Source organism: Streptomyces sp. NPDC001549, from assembly GCF_042894025.1.
Classification (GTDB): domain Bacteria; phylum Actinomycetota; class Actinomycetes; order Streptomycetales; family Streptomycetaceae; genus Streptomyces; species Streptomyces kutzneri.
Genome location: NZ_JBIAVJ010000022.1, coordinates 139,965 through 158,277, shown reverse-complemented (window position 1 = coordinate 158,277; position 18,313 = coordinate 139,965). Strand labels below are relative to the sequence as shown.

General features: G+C 72.0%; 13 protein-coding genes and 1 riboswitch. Of the genes, 7 read left to right on the top strand and 6 right to left on the bottom strand.

Annotated features, from left to right (window positions below; all coding sequences use genetic code 11):
- Nucleotides 1-174 precede the first annotated feature (174 nt).
- Together ACFY04_RS30775 and ACFY04_RS30770 are read left to right on the top strand one after the other, a co-directional pair.
- On the top strand, nt 175-2,244 hold the full coding sequence (locus tag ACFY04_RS30775) for a discoidin domain-containing protein (RefSeq protein ID WP_389121715.1): 2,070 nt from the start codon (nt 175-177) through the stop codon (nt 2,242-2,244).
- Between the two features lie 120 nt (nt 2,245-2,364).
- A complete protein-coding gene (locus tag ACFY04_RS30770) occupies nt 2,365-2,979 on the top strand; it encodes a TetR/AcrR family transcriptional regulator (protein WP_389121712.1) in 615 nt (204 codons plus the stop codon).
- Here the strand turns inward: ACFY04_RS30770 and metE are convergent.
- Nucleotides 2,976-5,294: a 5-methyltetrahydropteroyltriglutamate--homocysteine S-methyltransferase gene (gene metE, locus ACFY04_RS30765; protein WP_389121710.1), complete on the bottom strand. Its 2,319-nt coding sequence runs from the start codon at nt 5,292-5,294 to the stop codon at nt 2,976-2,978. The genes ACFY04_RS30770 and metE overlap by 4 nt on opposite strands.
- Before the next feature lie 178 nt (nt 5,295-5,472).
- Nucleotides 5,473-5,702, bottom strand: a riboswitch (cobalamin riboswitch).
- Between the two features lie 227 nt (nt 5,703-5,929).
- Here metE and ACFY04_RS30760 point away from each other — a divergent pair.
- Entirely contained in the window at nt 5,930-6,472 is a 543-nt protein-coding gene (locus ACFY04_RS30760) for a hypothetical protein (RefSeq protein WP_389121708.1), read from the top strand.
- Nucleotides 6,473-6,567: 95 nt separating this feature from the next.
- Here the strand turns inward: ACFY04_RS30760 and ACFY04_RS30755 are convergent, their stop codons facing one another.
- The gene (locus tag ACFY04_RS30755) at nt 6,568-8,295 is read right to left on the bottom strand and encodes an FAD-dependent oxidoreductase (protein WP_389121705.1); all 1,728 of its coding nucleotides are present in this window, start codon (nt 8,293-8,295) and stop codon (nt 6,568-6,570) included.
- Nucleotides 8,296-8,442: 147 nt separating this feature from the next.
- Between ACFY04_RS30755 and ACFY04_RS30750 the strand changes: the two genes are divergently transcribed.
- Both ACFY04_RS30750 and ACFY04_RS30745 read left to right on the top strand, forming a co-directional pair.
- Nucleotides 8,443-9,612 carry a SchA/CurD-like domain-containing protein gene (locus ACFY04_RS30750; protein WP_389121703.1) on the top strand — a complete coding sequence of 390 codons (1,170 nt, stop codon included), beginning with the start codon at nt 8,443-8,445 and terminating at the stop codon, nt 9,610-9,612.
- A gap of 13 nt (nt 9,613-9,625) precedes the next feature.
- Nucleotides 9,626-9,877, top strand: coding sequence for an acyl carrier protein (locus ACFY04_RS30745; RefSeq protein WP_314251526.1), 252 nt, complete (start codon nt 9,626-9,628; stop codon nt 9,875-9,877).
- Between the two features lie 84 nt (nt 9,878-9,961).
- Here the strand turns inward: ACFY04_RS30745 and ACFY04_RS30740 are convergent, their stop codons facing one another.
- From ACFY04_RS30740 to ACFY04_RS30730, 3 genes are all read right to left on the bottom strand, one after another.
- Nucleotides 9,962-11,020: a methyltransferase gene (locus ACFY04_RS30740; protein ID WP_389121698.1), complete on the bottom strand. Its 1,059-nt coding sequence runs from the start codon at nt 11,018-11,020 to the stop codon at nt 9,962-9,964.
- Nucleotides 11,021-11,055: 35 nt separating this feature from the next.
- Entirely contained in the window at nt 11,056-12,234 is a 1,179-nt protein-coding gene (locus tag ACFY04_RS30735; protein ID WP_389121695.1) for a nitrous oxide reductase family maturation protein NosD, read from the bottom strand.
- 196 nt (nt 12,235-12,430) lie between these two features.
- Entirely contained in the window at nt 12,431-12,976 is a 546-nt protein-coding gene (locus ACFY04_RS30730) for a DM13 domain-containing protein (RefSeq protein ID WP_389121693.1), read from the bottom strand.
- A gap of 258 nt (nt 12,977-13,234) precedes the next feature.
- On the opposite strand from ACFY04_RS30730, the gene ACFY04_RS30725 reads away from it, so the two are divergent.
- Nucleotides 13,235-13,597, top strand: a complete 363-nt coding sequence (locus tag ACFY04_RS30725) for a hypothetical protein (protein WP_389121690.1) — start codon at nt 13,235-13,237, stop codon at nt 13,595-13,597.
- Nucleotides 13,598-13,759: 162 nt separating this feature from the next.
- The gene (locus ACFY04_RS30720) at nt 13,760-17,602 is read left to right on the top strand and encodes a helix-turn-helix domain-containing protein (RefSeq protein WP_389121688.1); all 3,843 of its coding nucleotides are present in this window, start codon (nt 13,760-13,762) and stop codon (nt 17,600-17,602) included.
- A gap of 21 nt (nt 17,603-17,623) precedes the next feature.
- Here ACFY04_RS30720 and ACFY04_RS30715 read toward each other — a convergent pair whose 3' ends face one another.
- Complete coding sequence (locus ACFY04_RS30715) at nt 17,624-18,193, bottom strand: helix-turn-helix domain-containing protein (protein ID WP_389121686.1); 570 nt, start codon at nt 18,191-18,193, stop codon at nt 17,624-17,626.
- Nucleotides 18,194-18,313: the final 120 nt, after the last annotated feature.

Here is an 18,313-nt window from a genome sequence, read left to right as displayed (position 1 = left end):
ATGAATCATCAGGTCAGCTGTCCCGGACTATTGACTCTGTCGACGGCAGTCGCGATTCTCGTCCCACCGATTGTGGGGTCCATGACAAGCCACGCCTGTGGCCGTGGCTCGTCATGTCCCCGAACGGATCCGGCTCCTCGACCGCGCCATCCGGCTGACCTTAAGACGTGAGTGATGACCATTTCTCGACACACGCACCACAGGCGTAGGCCCCTGGCGGTCCTGTCATTGCTCCTCGCCGTGGTGGCCATGGTGCTCGGCCCCGTACCCGCTTCCGCCGCCGACCCCGGCTGGTGGAACCCGGTCGCACGGCCCGCACCCGACTCCGACATCAACGTCACGGGCGAGCCCTTCAAGGGGACCGACTCCCAGGGACGGGTCCGGGGCTTCGTGGACGCGCACGACCACCTGATGTCCAACGAGGGCTTCGGCGGCCGCCTCATCTGCGGCAAGCCGTTCTCCGAGGCGGGGGTGACCGACGCGCTCAAGGACTGCCCCGAGCACTACCCCGACGGCACGCTCGCGATCTTCGACTTCATCACCAAGGGCGGTGACGGCAAGCACGACCCGAACGGCTGGCCGACCTTCAAGGACTGGCCCGCCCACGACTCGCTGACCCACCAGCAGAACTACTACGCCTGGGTCGAGCGGGCCTGGCGCGGCGGTCAGCGCGTGCTCGTGAACGACCTCGTCACCAACGGCGTCATCTGCTCGGTCTACTTCTTCAAGGACCGCGGCTGCGACGAGATGACCGCCATCCGGCTCGAAGCGCAGAAGACCTACGACATGCAGGCCTACATCGACAAGATGTACGGCGGCCCGGGCAAGGGCTGGTTCCGGATCGTCACCGACTCCGCGCAGGCCCGCGACGTCATCCAGCAGGGCAAGCTGGCCGTGGTCCTCGGGGTCGAGACCTCCGAGCCCTTCGGCTGCAAGCAGATCCTGGACATCGCACAGTGCAGCAAGGCGGACATCGACCGCGGCCTGGACGAGCTGTACCGTCTCGGGGTGCGCAGCATGTTCCTGTGCCACAAGTTCGACAACGCCCTGTGCGGGGTCCGCTTCGACGAGGGCGCCCTGGGTACGGCCATCAACGTGGGCCAGTTCCTGTCGACCGGGACCTTCTGGAAGACCGAGAAGTGCACCGGCCCGCAGCACGACAACCCCATCGGACTGGCGGCGGCCGCGCCCGCGGTGCAGAGCAAACTCCCCGCTGGGGTGGCGGTCCCGTCCTACGGCGCCGACGCCCAGTGCAATACGCGCGGACTCACGGAACTCGGCGAGTACGCGGTGCGCGGCATGATGAAGCGCAAGATGATGCTCGAGGTCGACCACATGAGTGTGAAGGCCGCGGGCCGGTCCTTCGACATCATGGAGTCCGAGTCGTACCCGGGTGTGATCTCCTCGCACAGCTGGATGGACATGGACTGGACCGAGCGGGTCTACAAGCTCGGCGGTTTCATCGCCTCGTACATGAGCGGCGCCGAGGGATTCAGCGCCGAGGCGAAGCGGACGGACGCGCTGCGCGACAAGTACAACGTCGGCTACGGGTACGGCACCGACATGAACGGCGTCGGCGGCTGGCCCGGACCGCGCGGGGCCGACACCCCGAACCCGGTGCGCTACCCGTTCCGCAGCACCGACGGCGGCTCCGTCATCGACCGGCAGACCACCGGCTCGCGTACGTGGGACCTCAACACCGACGGCGCCTCGCACTACGGTCTGGTCCCCGACTGGATCGAGGACATCCGCCTCGTCGGCGGCCAGGGCGTGGTGGACGACCTGTTCAAGGGCGCCGAGTCCTACCTGACCACCTGGGGGAACTCCGAGAAGCACAAGTCCGGGGTGAACCTCGCCACGGGCTCCCCGGCCTCGGCGTCGAGCGCGGAGTGGTGGAACCCCTTCGTGAACTTCTCCGCGGGCCGGGCCGTGGACGGGGACTCGGGCACCCGCTGGGCGAGCGAGTGGAACGACAACCAGTGGCTGCGCATCGACCTCGGGTCCGCGAACCGGGTGGGGCGCATCACGCTCGACTGGGAGGCCGCGTACGGGAAGGCGTACCGCATCGAGGTCTCCACGGACGACACGAACTGGCAGACCGTCTGGTCCACGACCGCGAGTGACGGCGGCCTGGACACGGCCCGCTTCTCCGGGGTGCCGGCCCGCTACGTCCGCGTCCAGGGACTCCAGCGCGGCACCCAGTGGGGGTACTCGCTCCACGAGGTCGGCGTCTTCAGCAGCTGATCGCGCCGAAAGAAGTCCAGGGGCCGGGGCCGGCCGGATCTGCTGATCCGGCCGGCCCCGGCCGCCATGGCATCGCGCACCACGCACCACGCACCGCAGCACGAACCGAAAGGAACGCCCATGGCACGGATGCCCTCGGCCGAGCGGCGCCGGCAGCTGACCGAGGCCGCCATCCGCGCGATGACCCGCGACGGCGTCGCCGCGACGACGACCAGGTCGATCGCCGCCGAGGCGGGCGTGTCCCTGAGCGTCTTCCACTACTGCTTCGACTCCAAGCAGGCGCTGCTCGAATCCGTCATCGCGGCGATCACCGACCACAGCGTCACCCTGGTGAGGGAGGCGATCCAGCCGAAGGCCACCCTTCGGGAGACCGTCCGGGCGGGCTTCCAGGCGTACTGGGACCATGTGTCCGCCCACCCGGGCGAACACATGCTCACCTACGAACTCACCCAGTACGCCCTGCGCCGACCGGACTTCGAGCACCTGGCACGGCGGCAGTACGAGCGGTACTGCGACACGTACACCGAGCTGATCGAGCAGCTCCGGCACCACATGGCCTTCGAACTCCGCGTGCCCGTGAGCGTGCTGGCCCGCTATCTGGCCGCCATGACCGACGGGCTGACGCTGCACCATCTCGCTCTGGGCGACGACAGGATCTCGGCGGACATCCTCGACATGATCACCGACCATGTGGCGGGCCTCGTCGGCGACGGCAGTCCGGAAGAGGCGGCCTAGACCTCGGCGCGTACCTGCCGGGCCGCCTCGACCAGGTTCTCCAGGGAAGCCCTGGTCTCCGGCCAGCCCCGGGTCTTCAGGCCGCAGTCGGGATTGACCCACAGCCGCTCCGCCGGGATGGCCTCCAGCCCCTTGCGCAGCAGAGCCGTCGCCTCGGCCACGGAGGGGATCCGCGGCGAGTGGATGTCCCAGACGCCGGGGCCGACCTCGCGCGGGTAGCCGGCGCCCGCGAGTTCACCGGCGACCTGCATGTGGGAACGGGCGGCCTCCAGGCTGATGACGTCGGCGTCGAGGTCCTCGATGGCCTCCACGATGTCGCCGAACTCGGCGTAGCACATGTGCGTGTGGATCTGGGTGTCCGGGCGGACTCCGCCGGTGGTGAGCCGGAAGGACTCGGTGGCCCAGGCGAGGTAGGCGGCGTGGCCGGCGGCCCGCAGCGGGAGGGTCTCGCGCAGGGCGGGCTCGTCGACCTGGATGACCGGGGTGCCGGCCGCCTCCAGGTCGCCCACCTCGTCGCGCAGGGCGAGCGCCACCTGGCGGGCGGTGTCGCCGAGGGGCTGGTCGTCGCGGACGAAGGACCAGGCGAGCATGGTGACGGGGCCGGTCAGCATGCCCTTGACCGGCTTGGACGTCTGCGACTGGGCGTACGTGGTCCAGCGCACGGTCATCGGGTCGGGGCGGGAGATGTCGCCGGCCAGGACGGGCGGGCGGACGTAGCGGGTGCCGTAGGACTGGACCCAGCCGTGCTGGGTGGCCAGGTAGCCGGTGAGCTGCTCGGCGAAGTACTGGACCATGTCGTTGCGTTCGGGCTCGCCGTGCACCAGGACGTCGATGCCGGCCTTCTCCTGGAAGGCCAGGACCTCCCGGATCTCGGCCCGGATGCGGTCCTCGTAGCCGGCGGTGTCGATGTGCCCGGCCCGCAGGCCGGCGCGGGCCGTACGCAGTTCGGTGGTCTGCGGGAACGATCCGATCGTGGTCGTCGGAAGCAGCGGGAGACCCAGGTGCGCCCGCTGGGCGGCGGTCCGCTGCGCGTACGGCTGGGCGCGCCGCCCGTCCGCGTCGGTGACGGCGGCGGTGCGGGCCCGGACCGCCGGATCGTGGGTGAGGGCGGAGCCGGCGCGGGAGGCCAGGTCGGCCCGGTTGGCGGCGAGTTCGGCGGCGATGGCGTCCGTGCCGCGGGCCAGGCCCCGGGCGAGGACGGCGACCTCCGCGGTCTTCTGGCGGGCGAAGGCGAGCCAGCGCCGGACCTGCGGGTCGATGTCCCGTTCTGCGGCGGCGTCCAGCGGCACGTGGAGCAGGGAGCAGGAGGCGGCCACGTCCACCCGGTCGGCGAGCCCCAGGAGGGTGCCGAGGGTGGAGAGGGACTTCTCGTAGTCGTTGATCCAGATGTTGCGGCCGCCCACGACACCGGCGACGAGGCGCTTGCCGGGCAGGCCCCCCACGGCGGCGAGGTCGTCGAGGTTTGCGGCCGCGGCCTCGGTGAAGTCCAGGGCGAGCCCCTCGACGGGTGCCTTGGCCAGCACGGGCAGAGCCTCGCCGAGCCGGTCGAAGTAGGAGGCGACGAGCAGCTTGGGCCGGTCGGTCAGGCCGCCGAGCTCCCGGTACGCGCGGGCGGTGGCGTTCAGCTCGGCCGGGGTGCGGTCCTGCACCAGGGCGGGCTCGTCCAGTTGCACCCACTCGGCTCCGGCGGCGCGCAGGTCGGCCAGGACCTGGGCGTAGACGGGCAGCAGCCGGTCGAGCAGGGCCAGCGGATCGAAGCCGGCGGCGACGCCGGGGGCGGGCTTGGCCAGCAGCAGGTAGGTGACGGGTCCGACCAGGACCGGGCGGGCGGTGTGGCCCAGCGCGAGCGCTTCCTCCAGCTCGGCGACCTGCCGGGTGGAGTCGGCGGTGAAGACGGTGTCGGGGCCGAGTTCCGGGACCAGGTAGTGGTAGTTGGTGTCGAACCACTTGGTCATCTCCAGCGGCGCCACGTCCTGGGTGCCGCGCGCCATCGCGAAGTACCCGTCGAGCGGGTCGGCCGCGACGGCGGCGCGGTGCCGCTCGGGGACGGCGCCGACCATCACGCTGGTGTCCAGCACGTGGTCGTAGTACGAGAAGTCACCGGTCGGCACCTCGGTGATGCCTGCGTCGGCCAGCTGCTGCCAGTTGGTCCGGCGCAGGTCGCGGGCGGTTTCCCGGAGGGCGTCGGCGGCGACGCGGCCCTTCCAGTAGCCCTCGACGGACTTCTTCAGTTCGCGGTTCTGGCCCTGGCGGGGGTAGCCGTACACGGTGGCCACGGTGGGCCGTCCTGCGGCGGCGGGGGTCGTGCGGGTCACGGAACTCTCCTTCGCGAGCGTTCTCCTGTGGACCCGGTGAGGGCCGAGGGCGCGAAGGGATGACGAACCGGGCGGATCCCGACCGGGTACGGGTACGTGCAGCTGCACGCGCCCGCGGTCGTCCGCCTGATGTGTCGCCGACCCGCCCACGAGGTCACCGGGATTTCCGTGCGCGATCGGTCGCGTACGGGCAACGGGCAGGTCTTCGGACTCGCGGGCACGTCTCGTCGTACGGATGCCGTACGAGACTCCTACTGGCCGTCGCTTCCCAGGCCCGTCCGGGCCCAGTGCGTATGACGGCGGTCGTTCCCGCTCACCGCTGCGGGGCAGTCCCGGATTCCCACCGGGTTCCCTCTTACGACGCATCCCGCCTGGCGGACGGGGCGAACCAGCTGCCCGGCCAGAGTAGACGGCGTTCCCTGCCGGCGCGCGGAGTTGTCCGGCATCCGGATGGTGGGGTGAGACCCACGAGGGTCGAAATCCAGCCATTGAGTGAATTGCATCACTGAGGCGCGAGTTGTGTCCCTCTTGTCCGTTTACCGGATCGAACTGCCCGGTCAGGGCAGTACGTTGCAGCTCTCTGCATCGAGATCGCTCGATGACCACCGGAAGACCGAGGAAGTATGGGTTCCCCGATGAGCGCCCGCCCGAGGGCTGCCCTCGTCGTACGCGCCGCCCTGGTGTCCGTGCTGGCCTGGGGCGGTCTCACCGCATGTGCCGCCGGCGAGGAGGAGCTGCGGTACGCGACCGACTACGCGGGCCACGAACCGCTGGGCGTGGTCGGGTACCCCACCTCCGAGTCCCTCAGGATCACCCAGAAGCTGATCTGGCGGCTCGCCGACGGCAAGGCCGAGGAGGTGGAGTCGCTCGCCGCCGACCCCGATGACGCGAAGGGGGACGTCGAGCGGACCGCCCGGAACTGGATCCGGGCCTTCCACGAGGGGGCCAAGGGGAAGGTGACCGCAGAGTTCTACGACGAGGGCTCGGTGCGGCAGCTCGTCGTCGTGTACTTCCACGACACCGGCCAGACCAAGTCGTTCGTGGTGCGCCTCACCGGAAAGACCGGAGAGGACGGCTGGCGCGTGACCATGCGGGAGCCGGACCCGAAGCAGGCCTCGGCGGTCCCCGACTGGGTTCCGAGGACACCCGGGGGCCTCGGCTCGAAGACGGCTCGATGACCCGGTCCGGCATCGTCGCCAGGTGAAAGGCGCCGTCCCGCGGATCACTCCGCCGGACGGCGCCCTCGGTCTCCGCGGCAACGGGAGCGGTCGGATCAGGACCGGTGCAGCAGCGTGGTCAGGACCGCGTGGAGGACCGCTGCCGGATCCGCCACCGCCTGCGGCGAGCGCCAGGCCACGAAACCGTCCGGGCGGACGAGGATCGCGCCTTCCGGAGTCGTGCCGTGCACCTCGGTCCAGTCGCCGCCGTTCGCCGGGATCAGGTCGGCCTCCGGGCCGGTGCCGATCGCGTACACGTCCAGGGGCAGGCCCAGCTGTTCGGCGACGGACCGCCCCGCGGCACGCCACGGCGTGTCCTCGGAGCACAGCAGAACGAAGGAACGCTCGTAGAGGTCCACGGTGGACTTCGGCTCCGGATCCCCCGGACCGCAGAGCCACATGTGCGGTGCACGGCTGCCCGGATCGCCGCAGAGCCGCATCCGTTCGGGCACGACGGGCCGGTCCGGGTCGGCTCCCAGCACCGCGCCCCGGTTGTAGCGGTAGCCCATGGCCACGGAGAGCACCCCGCCCTGCCGGCCGCCGCCGGCGCCACCGCCCGGCGCGGAGTCCGGCGCGGAGTCCGGCGCGGAGTCCGGCCCGGCCGCGGGTGCGGGCGCGGCCCCGGAGGTGGACCCGGGCTCGGGGTCGGGCTCGTACCCCGGGTGGCTGTGCTCCGCCGAACGCGCCGAGGCGCGCTCGCTCGTCGCCCGGGCCACCGGCAGCCGCTCGGCCTCGTAGGTCTGCAGCAGCCCCGGCCCGGCCGAACCGTCCAGCACCGCGGCGAGCTTCCAGGCGATGTTGTGGGCGTCCTGGATGCCGGTGTTCGAGCCGAACGCCCCGGTGGGGGACATCTCGTGGGCGGAGTCACCGGCCAGGAAGACCCGGCCGGCCCCGTACCGCTCGGCGACCCGCTCGGCGGCGTGCCACGGGGCCTTCCCGGTGACCTCGACGTCCAGGTCGGGAGCGCCGATGGCCCGGCGGATGTGCTCCACGCAGCGCTCGTCGGTGAAGTCCTCCAGCGTCTCGCCCCGGTCCGGGTGCCAGGGCGCGTGGAAGACCCACCGCTCGCCGTTGTCGACCGGCAGCAGGGCGCCGTCGGCATCGGGCTTGGTCAGGTAGCACACGATGAATCGCCGGTCGCCGACCACGTGGGCCAGCATCTGGGACCGGAAGGTGATGCTCACGTTGTGGAACAGGTCCCCGGAGCCGCTCTGGCCGATCCGGAGCGCCTCCCGCACGGGGCTGCGCGGCCCGTCGGCGGCGACGAGGTAGTCCGCGCGCACCGTGCTGTGCTCCCCGGTCTCCCGGTTCTTCACGATCGCGGTGACCCCGCCCGGGTCCTGGTCGAAGGAGAGGAGTTCGGTGGAGAACCGCAGGTCGGCTCCGAGTGAGGGGGTCACGGACATCAGGACGGGCTCGATATCGTTCTGGCTGCACAGACACCATGCCGCCGGACTGAAGCGCGCGAGCGCGCCACCCGGGTCGATTTCCTCGAAGAGCCACTCCTGATCGTCACCGGTCAGCGAGCCGCCCTGCATGATGCCGTGGTTGTCCGCCAGGACCGAGGCGGCCTCGCGGATCCGGTCCTCGACACGGGCGACCCGGAACAGTTCCATCGTCCGTACGTTGATACCGCGTCCGCGTGGGTGCATCGAGGTACCCGCGTGCTTCTCGACCACCATGTGTCTGATGCCATGCCGGCCGAGGAAGAGCGAGGTGCACAGACCCACCAGCGAGCCGCCCACGATGAGGACCGGGACGTGGTGGTCGACGTTTTCCTTCATGGCTCTTCCATGCCCTGTACGAGCCCGGTTCCCTCGCTCGTTCACCCGCTTGGTTCTCTCCTCTCGCGCCGCAGGGATTACGGGACAACGATCGGTTCGGGTGGCGCCGCCCCGTGGCGACCGTGTGGTCTCGAAGGAGTGTGAACGATGACAACCTTGTCGGAACGGATATCCCAGTCCGCCTTCGACGGCTCGAGGCTTCGGGTCGTGCTGCTGCTGGATCTGTACGACGGTGCGCAGAATCAGTTCCTGGAGGTGTACGAACATCTCCGCAAGCAGGTGTCCTCCGTCCCCGGACACATCAGCGACGAGTTGTGCCAGTCGATCGAGAATCCGTCGCAGTGGCTCATCACCAGCGAATGGGAGAGCGCACCGCGGTTCTTGGCCTGGGTCAACAGCGAGGAACACGTCGCGTCGGTGCAGCCGCTCCACGGCTGCGTACGGGACACCCGCTCGCTGCGTTTCAGCGTGCTGCACGTGACCGGCAAGGGGCCGGGCCCCGGCACCCTCTCCCCTGCCGGCCCGCCCTCCGCCGCCTCTTCACCGGGCGCCGCGGACCGGGCCCGGGACAGCCTCCAGGTCGCTCCGCGGCGCGGTGACGGCGTGGTCCGCCACGCGCTCACCTTCACCGTGAAGCCCGGCAGCGAGCCGGTGGTGGCGGAACTCCTGGCCGGGTACACCTCCCCGCAGGCCCAGGTCGACGAGAGCACCCGGCTGCGCCGCACCTCGCTGTTCATGCACGGCAACCGTGTCGTGCGGGCGGTCGAGGTCGAGGGCGACCTTCTCGCGGCCCTGCGCCATGTGTCCCAGCAGCCCGAGGTACGGGCGCTGGAGGAGGCCATCAACCCGTACCTGGAGCAGGACCGGGATCTCAGCGACCCCGGATCGGCCCGGATGTTCTTCACCCGTGCGGCGCTCCCGGCGGTGCACCATGTGGCGGCCGGCGGCCGCGAGTCCGCGGACGTCAGGCGGCACGCCCTGTTCTACCCCGCGAAGGACGGGTGCGGCATGGCGCTCGCCCGGCTGCTCGCCGGGCAGGACGAGGCGGCCGTGGACGACCCGACGAGCCCCATCGAGGGCAGCACCGTCTTCCAGCGCGACGACATCGTCGTGCGCCTCCTCGACCTGCGCGGCCCGCTCGACGCGCGCCCCGCACTGGCCCTCGGCGTCGAGGGCGACCACAAGGCGGCCGTGCTCGCCCGGCTGCTCGACAGCGCCAAGGACGGCGTCCCCACCACCGACCAGGAGATCTCCCGCTTCCTCGCGCGCTCTGAAATGCGCCTGATCACCGACCGGCGTGCGCCGGTCCAAGCCTGAGGAGTTGTCCCTCATGACCGCTCGACTGACCATGGAAGAACTGGCCGCCCTGATGAAGAAGGGGGCCGGCGTCACCGTCGACCCCGCGGCCATGGCGAGCCGCCCCGACTCGGGCTTCGACGAGTGGGGGCTCGACTCCCTGGGACTCCTCGGCATCGTCGGTGAGCTGGAGAACCGGCACAGCAAGCCGCTGCCCGCCGACGCGGACCGGTGCAAGTCGCCGCGCGAGTTCCTCGACCTCGTCAACAACGCCCTGGCGGCCTGACGCCTGCGCCCGGGACACCCGGTAACGCCCTCGAGACCGGCTTCGTGCCGGTCTCGAGGCGTTGCGGTCCTATGCCGGCCGGCGTCACCCGGGCACGGTGCACTCGAACGCGTGCAGGTACGCGTTGACCGGCCGGATCTCGCCGATCACCAGTCCGGCGTCCTCCATGCGGGCGCAGAGGCTGGCCTTGGTGTGCTTCGCGCCACCGACGTTGAGCAGCAGCAGCAGGTCCATGGCCGTGGTGAACTTCATCGACGGGGTGTCGTCGACCAGGTTCTCGATGATCACGACCCTGGCCCCGGGGCGGGCCGCCTCGACGACGTTGCGCAGGGTTCTGCGGGTGCTGTCGTCGTCCCACTCCAGGATGTTCTTGATGATGTACATGTCGGCGTCGACCGGGATGGCCTCACGGCAGTCCCCGGGGACGATGTCGGCCCGCGCGGCGAGCGGACCGTCCTCGCGCAGCCGCGGATCCGCCTTCGCCACCACGCCCGGCAGGTCGAGCAGGACGCCTCGTACCGCCGCGTGCTTCTCCAGCAGGCTCGCCAGTACGTGTCCCTGGCCGCCGCCGATGTCCGCGACGACCGAGATCCCGGTGAGGTCGAGGAGCTCCGCGACGTCCAGCGCCGACTGCATGCTGGAGGTGGTCATGGCCCGGTTGAACACGTGGGCCGACTCGTGCGCGTCCTGGTGCAGGTAGTCGAAGAACCCCTTGCCGTACAGCTCGTGGAAGACGCTGCCGCCGGACCGGACGGCGTCGTCGAGCCGCGGCCAGGCCTGCCAGGTCCAGGGCTCCGTGCACCACAGGGCGATGTAGCGCAGGCTGTGCGGGTCGTCCTCGCGCAGCAGTCGCGACATCTCCGTGTGGACGAACTTCCCGTCCTCCGTCTCCGCGAAGATCCCGTAGCAGGACAGGGCGCGGAGCAGCCGTTGCAGGGGCAGCGGCTCGGAGTCGACCGCCACCGCGAGTTCGGCGGCGGTGGCGGGCGACTCCCCGAGGGCGTCGGCCACCGCGAGGCGGGCCGCGGCCCGTACGGCGGCGGCGCAGGCCGCTCCGAAGACGAGCTCCCGCAGGCGCATGGCCGGCTGGGGGGTGTGCTGGGGGGACGGGATCGGGGTCGGGGTGGGACTTACCGTGGTCATGAGGCCTCGATTCTGCTGATCAGGGAGGTCACGCGTCAGCACATCCCGGCCGGCACGGAAGATGCGCACCGGTTGTTGACGAACTGGTTGCCCGTGCCGGTCCCCTGGTTGGCCAGGTCCGCCGGCTTGTTGTCGCGCACCACGTTGTCCCGGATGACGTTGTCGGTGTTCGTCGCGCCCACGAAGCTCTTGAACAGCAGGATTCCGCCCGACAGCGGGGAGGCTCCGACGTTGCCGCGGATGTCGTTCGAACGCACGACCGTTTCCTCGGCTCCGGTGAGGACGATGCCGACGCCCTGGATGTCGGGGAGGCGGCTGTTGCCCTTGCAGAACTTGTTGTTCTCGTGGATCCGGTTGTTGCGGATGGTCATGTCCCCGGCGCCGGGCTCACCCTCGTCGCCGACGACGAAGATGCCGCCGCAGTTGCCGGTGAGGGTGTTGCCGTAGACGGAGAGGTTCCGGACGCGCCGGACGGTGACGCCGATCCGGTTGCCGGTCAGCGTGTTCCTGCGGACCACGGCGCCCAGGGTGTCGGTGGCACCGCCCTCCCGGTCGACGGTGTTGGCGATGAAGAGGCCCGACTCCACGTTGTCGCGGGCGGTGTTGTCGCGGAAGAGCCCGCGGGTGGAACGCTCCTGGGCGATGCCCCAGGTGCCGTTCTTCTCGGCGATCACCCGCTGGACGCTCAGCCGGTCGGTGTAGGAGGCCCAGATGCCGTTGCGCTTGAAGCCCGAGACGGTCAGCGACCGGATGTCCACGCCGACGACGGGCTGCTCCGCCGTCCCCATGACGCAGATTCCGGTGTCGGCCTGCGAGCAGGCGAGCGCCCGGCCGGACGGTGCCGTCGCCGCGGTCGGCGTCGCGGCCGCTCCGGGTGCCACCGGCGCCGCCGACGCGCCGGGGGCCGGCGCCACCGGGGCGACCGGCGTGACCGGCGTGACCGGTGTGGCAGCCGTGACCGGCGGCTTGATCACCGTACGGGCACCGAAGCCGCGCAGGGTCAGCCGCTTGGTGATCAGCACGTTCTCGTAGTAGGTGCCGGGCATCACGGTGATGATGTCGCCCGGCCTGGCGTAGTTCACCGCGTCCTGGATCGAGTCGCCCGGGTGCACTCTGCGTCCGGCCTCGGCGGCGGCGGTCGGCGCGAGCACGCCGAGACCTGCGGCCATGACGACTGCGATGCACGTGAGGGACTTGATTTGTCGGTTCGTCACGATTCTGAAGTTATGGGCGATTACGACCTATTGCCACACCGCATGGGCGGATGGATACATCTCGTGGGCAAACGGCCGCATTTTGCCGTCCGGAGGAGTGGATAGTCGTACTCCGGGAGACGGCCGAACGGGGTGACGCCCGATCAGCTCCGGCCCTACGGCGTGTCGCCCGGCCCGGACGGACCCCGGAGGCGCGTCACACGGCGGCGAGGCTCGCCGCTCCGAAGGAGACGTCGAAGCGGTCGCACCAGATGGTGACGCTGGTGAACTCGGCGACGTTCACGTCGGCGGGCACCGGGTAGTTCTGGTCCCCCTTGTTGCCCTTGAGCTTGCCGAGGCTCACGTGCTTGCCGTCGTCGAAGACGCGCCAGCCCGCCACGCCCTCCTTCACCGGGGCATCGGTCAGCCACACTCGCAGGTCCGGGCCGTTGCTGGTGTCGAGGTTCGCCAGCCGCAGGGTGTGGGACCCGTCGGGGAGCCGGATGAGCTCCACCGCGCCGGTGGTGCTGTGCTCGTGGCTGATGAGCGTCCCGCGGGCCACGGTCACCGCGGCGGCCGGGGCACCCGGTACGGCCGCGGGCGCGCCCGGGCCCGACGGCGCGGCGGCGGCCGGGAGCGCCTCGCGGACGGTCTCGTCCTGCCACAGCTTCCACGGCTGCAGCCAGTACAGCGCCACCGCCAGCACCACCGCCGCCGCGATCGATGCTCCGCCCCACAGCCGTCCGCGCCTTGTCCGTGTCACTGCCGTTCCCTCTTCTTCGCCTTTGCCGGTCACTACGTACGGATTCAACGCGGCCGGGCCGCCGTGCGCCATGCCCGCACCGATGACGAAAGTCTTACGCCGCTCCGCCCGGCGGTTGCCCGCCGCTCTGCGCCCGGGCTGGTGGCAGGGGGTTTCCCGGGCGCTGCCGCGATGGTCAACGGGCAACCCGTCGACCCCGGTGCGGGCCGGGGGCAGGCTGGAGCCGTCAGCACGAGGCCAGCACCACAAGGGGAAATCATGCGCAAGATGTTCCGCGGCGCCGCCGCGCTCGCCACCTCCGTCGTGGCCGTGATCGCGCTCAGCGGTACGGTCGAGGCCAAGCCGGCCGACGCGTGGGCCGGCTGCCCGGACGGGGCGGTCTGCATCTACCCTCAGAACCAGAACCCCGCCGTCAAGCCGACGCACGTCTTCTACACCTACGGGGCGCACAAGCTGACGAATCAGTTCGGGAACCACTGGGTGCTCAACAACCAGTACGGCGGTGCGACCGCACATCTGTGCACCGGCACCGGAGGCTCGGGCTGCGGCAGCCCCATCGCCGCCAAGACCGGTGTCTACGCCGACCTCACGCCCGTCAACTCGGTCCGGCTCAACCCGTAGCGGCACCCCCTTCAGGGCGGCGTGCGGAGCCGTCGGCCGGGCGGCTCCACACATTTGTGTGCTGGTCATACCGGTTCGAAGGGGCGGCCGTCCGCCCCACCCCCGCTGTAGCCTGGGCGCTCCCGTACCGCTGCCTGGGCGCGCACTGCCATGGGGGATGTCTTGGGGGATCCGGACCGCCGGCGGAAGACCGACCGCCCGCACGAGTCCGACGACGCCGCGATGCCCTTTCCCGCACAGCTGAGACGTCTGCGGGTGCAACGTGGCCTGTCCCTCGCGGACCTCGCCCGGCAGACCCATTACAGCAAGGGCTATCTGAGCAAGATCGAGACCGGCTCGAAGCGCGTCACCGTCGACGTCGCACGACGCTGCGACGACGTACTGCGGGCCGGGGGTGAACTGGTGCGGATGGTCCGGGAAACGGGGCCGCGCGGCGACGGCGGGGCCGACGGCAGCGGCGGCAGCGGCGCCGGTCCGCAGGCCGACGGTGCGTGCCCCTACCGGGGCCTGCCGGCCTTCACCGCACGGGAGGCCGGCTGGTTCTTCGGCCGGGACCGGGCGACGGCCGAGCTGATCGAGCGCGTCTTCGAACGGATCGGCGACGGGCCGCTGATGCTGCTCGCCCCGTCGGGCGCCGGCAAGTCCTCCCTGCTGAACGCCGGTCTCGTGCCGGCGCTGCGCGGGGGCGGCTTCCCGATGCCGGGCTCCGACACCTGGCCCGTGCTGCGGTTCACGCCCACCGCACACCCGCTGGGGGAACTGCTGGACTGCGCCGCGAAAGCCCTGGGCGGCGATCTCGGCATCACCGTGGGCGAGGTCCGGAACCGGCCGCACGCGCTGCTCGAAGCCGTCCGGCGGCGCTCGGGCGGTCCCCCGGCGGACGGACCGGACCGGACGCCGCCGCCCCCGCGTCCGGTGCTGCTCGTCGACCAGTTCGAGGAGCTGTTCACGCTGTGCTCCGACGAGGACGAGCGGCGGGCGTTCGTCCGGGTGCTGTGCGCGCTGGCGGCCGCGCGTCCCGAGCCGGACGGCCTCGAAGCAGAGGCTGTCGACCCCGCCGTCGTGGTGCTCGGCGTGCGGGCCGACTTCTCCGGGGACTGCCTGGACCTGCCGGAGCTGGCCACGGTCTTCACCCGGGGGCTGTTCGTCCTGCCCCCGATGTCCCTGGCGGAGCTGCGGGAATCGATCACCCGCCCGGCGGACCTCGCCGGCCTCACCCTCGAACCGGGCCTGTTCCCGCTGCTGATGCGCGATGCCGGACTGCGCGACGACCATCCCGACCGGACTCCCTCCGGGGTGCTCCCCCTGGTGTCGCACGCCCTGCTGGCCACCTGGCGCCAGCGCGAGGGCGCCACCTTGACCGTCGACGGGTACGAGCGCACCGGCGGCATCCAGGGGGCGATCGCCCGCACCGCCGAGGAGGTGTTCACCCGCCTGTACCCGGCCGAGCAGAACACGCTCCGCCGCGTCCTGGTGCGGCTGGTGCACGTGGCCGACGGTACGGGCGCCACGCGCCGCCGGATGAGCCGGACCGCCCTGATGGAACAGCTGGCCGACGCGGGCCCCGCCGCGGCCGCGCTCGACACCTTCGTCCGGGCCCGCCTGATCACCATGGACAGCGACACCGTCGAGATCACCCACGAGGCCCTGCTGCACGCCTGGCCGCGGCTGCGCGGCTGGATCCGCGCCGACCGGGCCGGGCTGCTGGTCCACCAGCAACTGGCCCACGCCGCCGCCGAATGGGGGCGCGAGGGCCGCGATCCGTCGGCGCTGCACCGCGGGACCCGGCTGGAGACCGCCCGGGCCTGGGCCGACGAGCACGACGGCAGGAGTCGGCTCGGCCCGCTGGAGGCCGCCTTCCTGCGGGCGAGCCAGGACGCGCAGGACAGCCGTGAGCGGCAGGCCGGGCGGCAGGTGCGGCTGCGGCAGTGGACGCTGGCCACGCTCGTGGTCCTGCTGGTCCTCGCGATGGGCGCGGGCGGGCTCGCGTACCAGCAGCGCGCGGGCGCGCTCGGCCAGGAGCGCGTCGCCCGTTCGCGGGCGCTCGCCCTGGAGTCCGCGGCGCTGGCCGCGGGCCGGCCCGAGGCCTCGATGCTGCTCGCCGGGGAGGCGTACCGGACCTCGGCGACGAGCGAGGCCCGCGGGGCGCTGCTGAGTACCCAGTCCCAGCCGTTCGTCGCCCGCCTGGGCGGGCACGGCGGGCCGGTCAACGCGGTGGCCTTCGGCCCGGGCAACGGCACGCTGGCGACGGCCGGTTCCGACGGGACGGTGATCCTGCGGCGGGTGGCCGACCGCCGGACGATCGCGACCTTCACCATGCCCGGGCGGGTGCGCGCGGTGGCCTTCAGTCCCGACGGCTCGATGCTCGCGGCCACGTCGACGGACGGGCCGGCGCGGCTCTGGGACACCGCCGGACGCGGCGCGGGGGCGCAGCTCCCGGCGAGTACGGCGGGTGCCCGGGCCGTGGCCTTCGCGCCCGACGGGCGGAGCCTGGCCGTCGCCGGTGCCGACGGGACGATCGGGCTGTGGGACGCCGCCGGGGACCACCACGCCCTCGCGTCCCTCACCGGCCACACCGGGCGGGTGAACGCCCTGGCGTACGCCGCCGACGGCCGGACGCTGGTGTCGGCCGGCGCCGACCGGACCGTACGGCTGTGGGATCCGGTGGAGGCAGGTCCCACGGCCGTCCTCACCGGGCACACCGACGAGGTGCTGGGCGTGGCCTTCGCCCCGGACGGCCGTACGGTCGCCACAGGGGGCGTCGACCGCACGGTACGGCTGTGGGACGTGGCCGGGCGCCGGACGACCGCCACGCTGACCGGGCACAGCGACGACGTGAACGGGGTCGCCTACACCCCGGACGGGACGACGGTCGTCAGCGCGGGCGGCGACGGTACGACCCGGCTGTGGGACGTGGCCGGGGGCCGGGCCACGGCCACGCTCGCCGGCCACACCGACTACGTCCTCGGGGTGGCCGTGGACAGCGGTGGCGCGGTGCTGGCCACCGCCGGTTTCGACCAGTCGGTGGTGCTGTGGGACCTGCGGGGCGCGGTACTGACCTCGCGGCCGTTCACGGAGGTCTGGCACGCCGCGTACAGCCCGGACGGGAAGTGGCTGGCCACCGCGGAGTCCGATCACGCGGTACGGCTGTGGGACGTCGCGGGGCGCCGGGTGCTGGCCACGTTCGCGGGGCACAGCGAGACGGTGTTCTCGGTGGCCTTCGCGCCCGACGGGCGGACCCTGGCCTCGGCCGGCTCCGACGGCACGATCCGGCTCTGGGACACCGCGGCCCGCGGCCGGTCCACCGTGCTCGACGGACCGGGCGGGACCGTGTTCGCGGTGGCCTTCTCCCCGGACGGGCGGACCCTGGCCTCGGCCGGTTCCGACGGCGCCGTCCGGCTGTGGGACGTGGCGGGGCGCCGCCCGCTCGCCGTCCTCACCGGTCACACGGACTTCGCCAACGATGTGGTGTTCAGCCCCGACGGGCGCACTCTGGCGAGCGCCGGGGACGATCTGACGGTCCGTCTGTGGGACGTGGCGGGGCGCCGCCCGCTCACCGTCCTCACCGGCCACCGGGGCGCGGTGCGCGGTGTGGCCTTCAGCCCGGACGGGCGGACGCTGGCGAGCAGCGGCAACGACGGGACCGTCCGGCTGTGGGACGCGCGGCGCCACCGCTTCCAGGCGGCGCTGGCCGGGCACACCGGCTCGGCGCGGGGCCTCGCCTTCTCCCCCGACGGCCGCACGCTCGCGAGCAGCGGCAACGACCGCACGGTCCGGTTGTGGGACGTGGCCGGGCGCCGGACGCTGGCCACGCTGTCCGGCCACGCGAACGCGGTGTGGGGCGTCGTCTTCGCCCCCGACGGGCGGACGGTGGCCAGCAGCAGTACGGACGGCACCGTACGGCTGTGGGACCTGGACGTCGGGGCGCGGCTGGCGGCGGTCGACAGGCTGCGAACGTCCGGGCCCGGGGGGCGGGACGGGGGGCGGGACGGGGGGCCAGCCTGAGGGGGGCCTTGCCGGTCGGGCTCAGGCGTTCGCGACGACGAGCAGGGTGCGTGCCGCGGCCGGGCCCGACAGGCGGCAGCGGTGCGGGAGTTCGCCCCGGTGGTGGGCGCTCTGGCCCGCGCGCAGGGTCAGCGGGTCCTCGCCCTCGACCTCCAGGACGATCTCGCCCTCCAGGACGTAGAGGAAGTCCTCTCCGGGGTGTTCGAACCAGCCGCGCTCGCCCCGGCCGGGCTCGAAGTGGTGCTCGTAGGCCTCCATCACGGTGCTGCGCCCGCCGGGGATGAGCACCTGGGCGATCTGTCCCGCGGCCTCGTTCACGCGGATCACCTGGGGGTCGCTCTCGTGGCTGACGGCGCCGGGCCGGTCGGGCGGCCGCAGGAAGGTGCCCGGGGTGACGTCCAGGGCCTCGGCGATCCGGTAGATCGAGCTGAGGCTGGGCGTGGCGAGTCCGCGTTCCAGCTGGCTGAGGAAGGGCTGGGAGAGGCCTGAGCGGGCGGCGAGTGCGGCCATGGAGACGCCGCGCTGCTTGCGGCAGCCGCGGATCACCCGTCCGACCTCGATCGCTTCGGGGGTGGGTTCTGGGCGAGACACGCAGGTGAACGTACCTCATCGGGTCCGGCGTGCCGGGGGCCGCGGGAGGTTTCGCACGGCCGCAACACTCTCGTCATAAGCGTGGTCAATTATTGACCTCACTTATCAACGCGTCGGAAC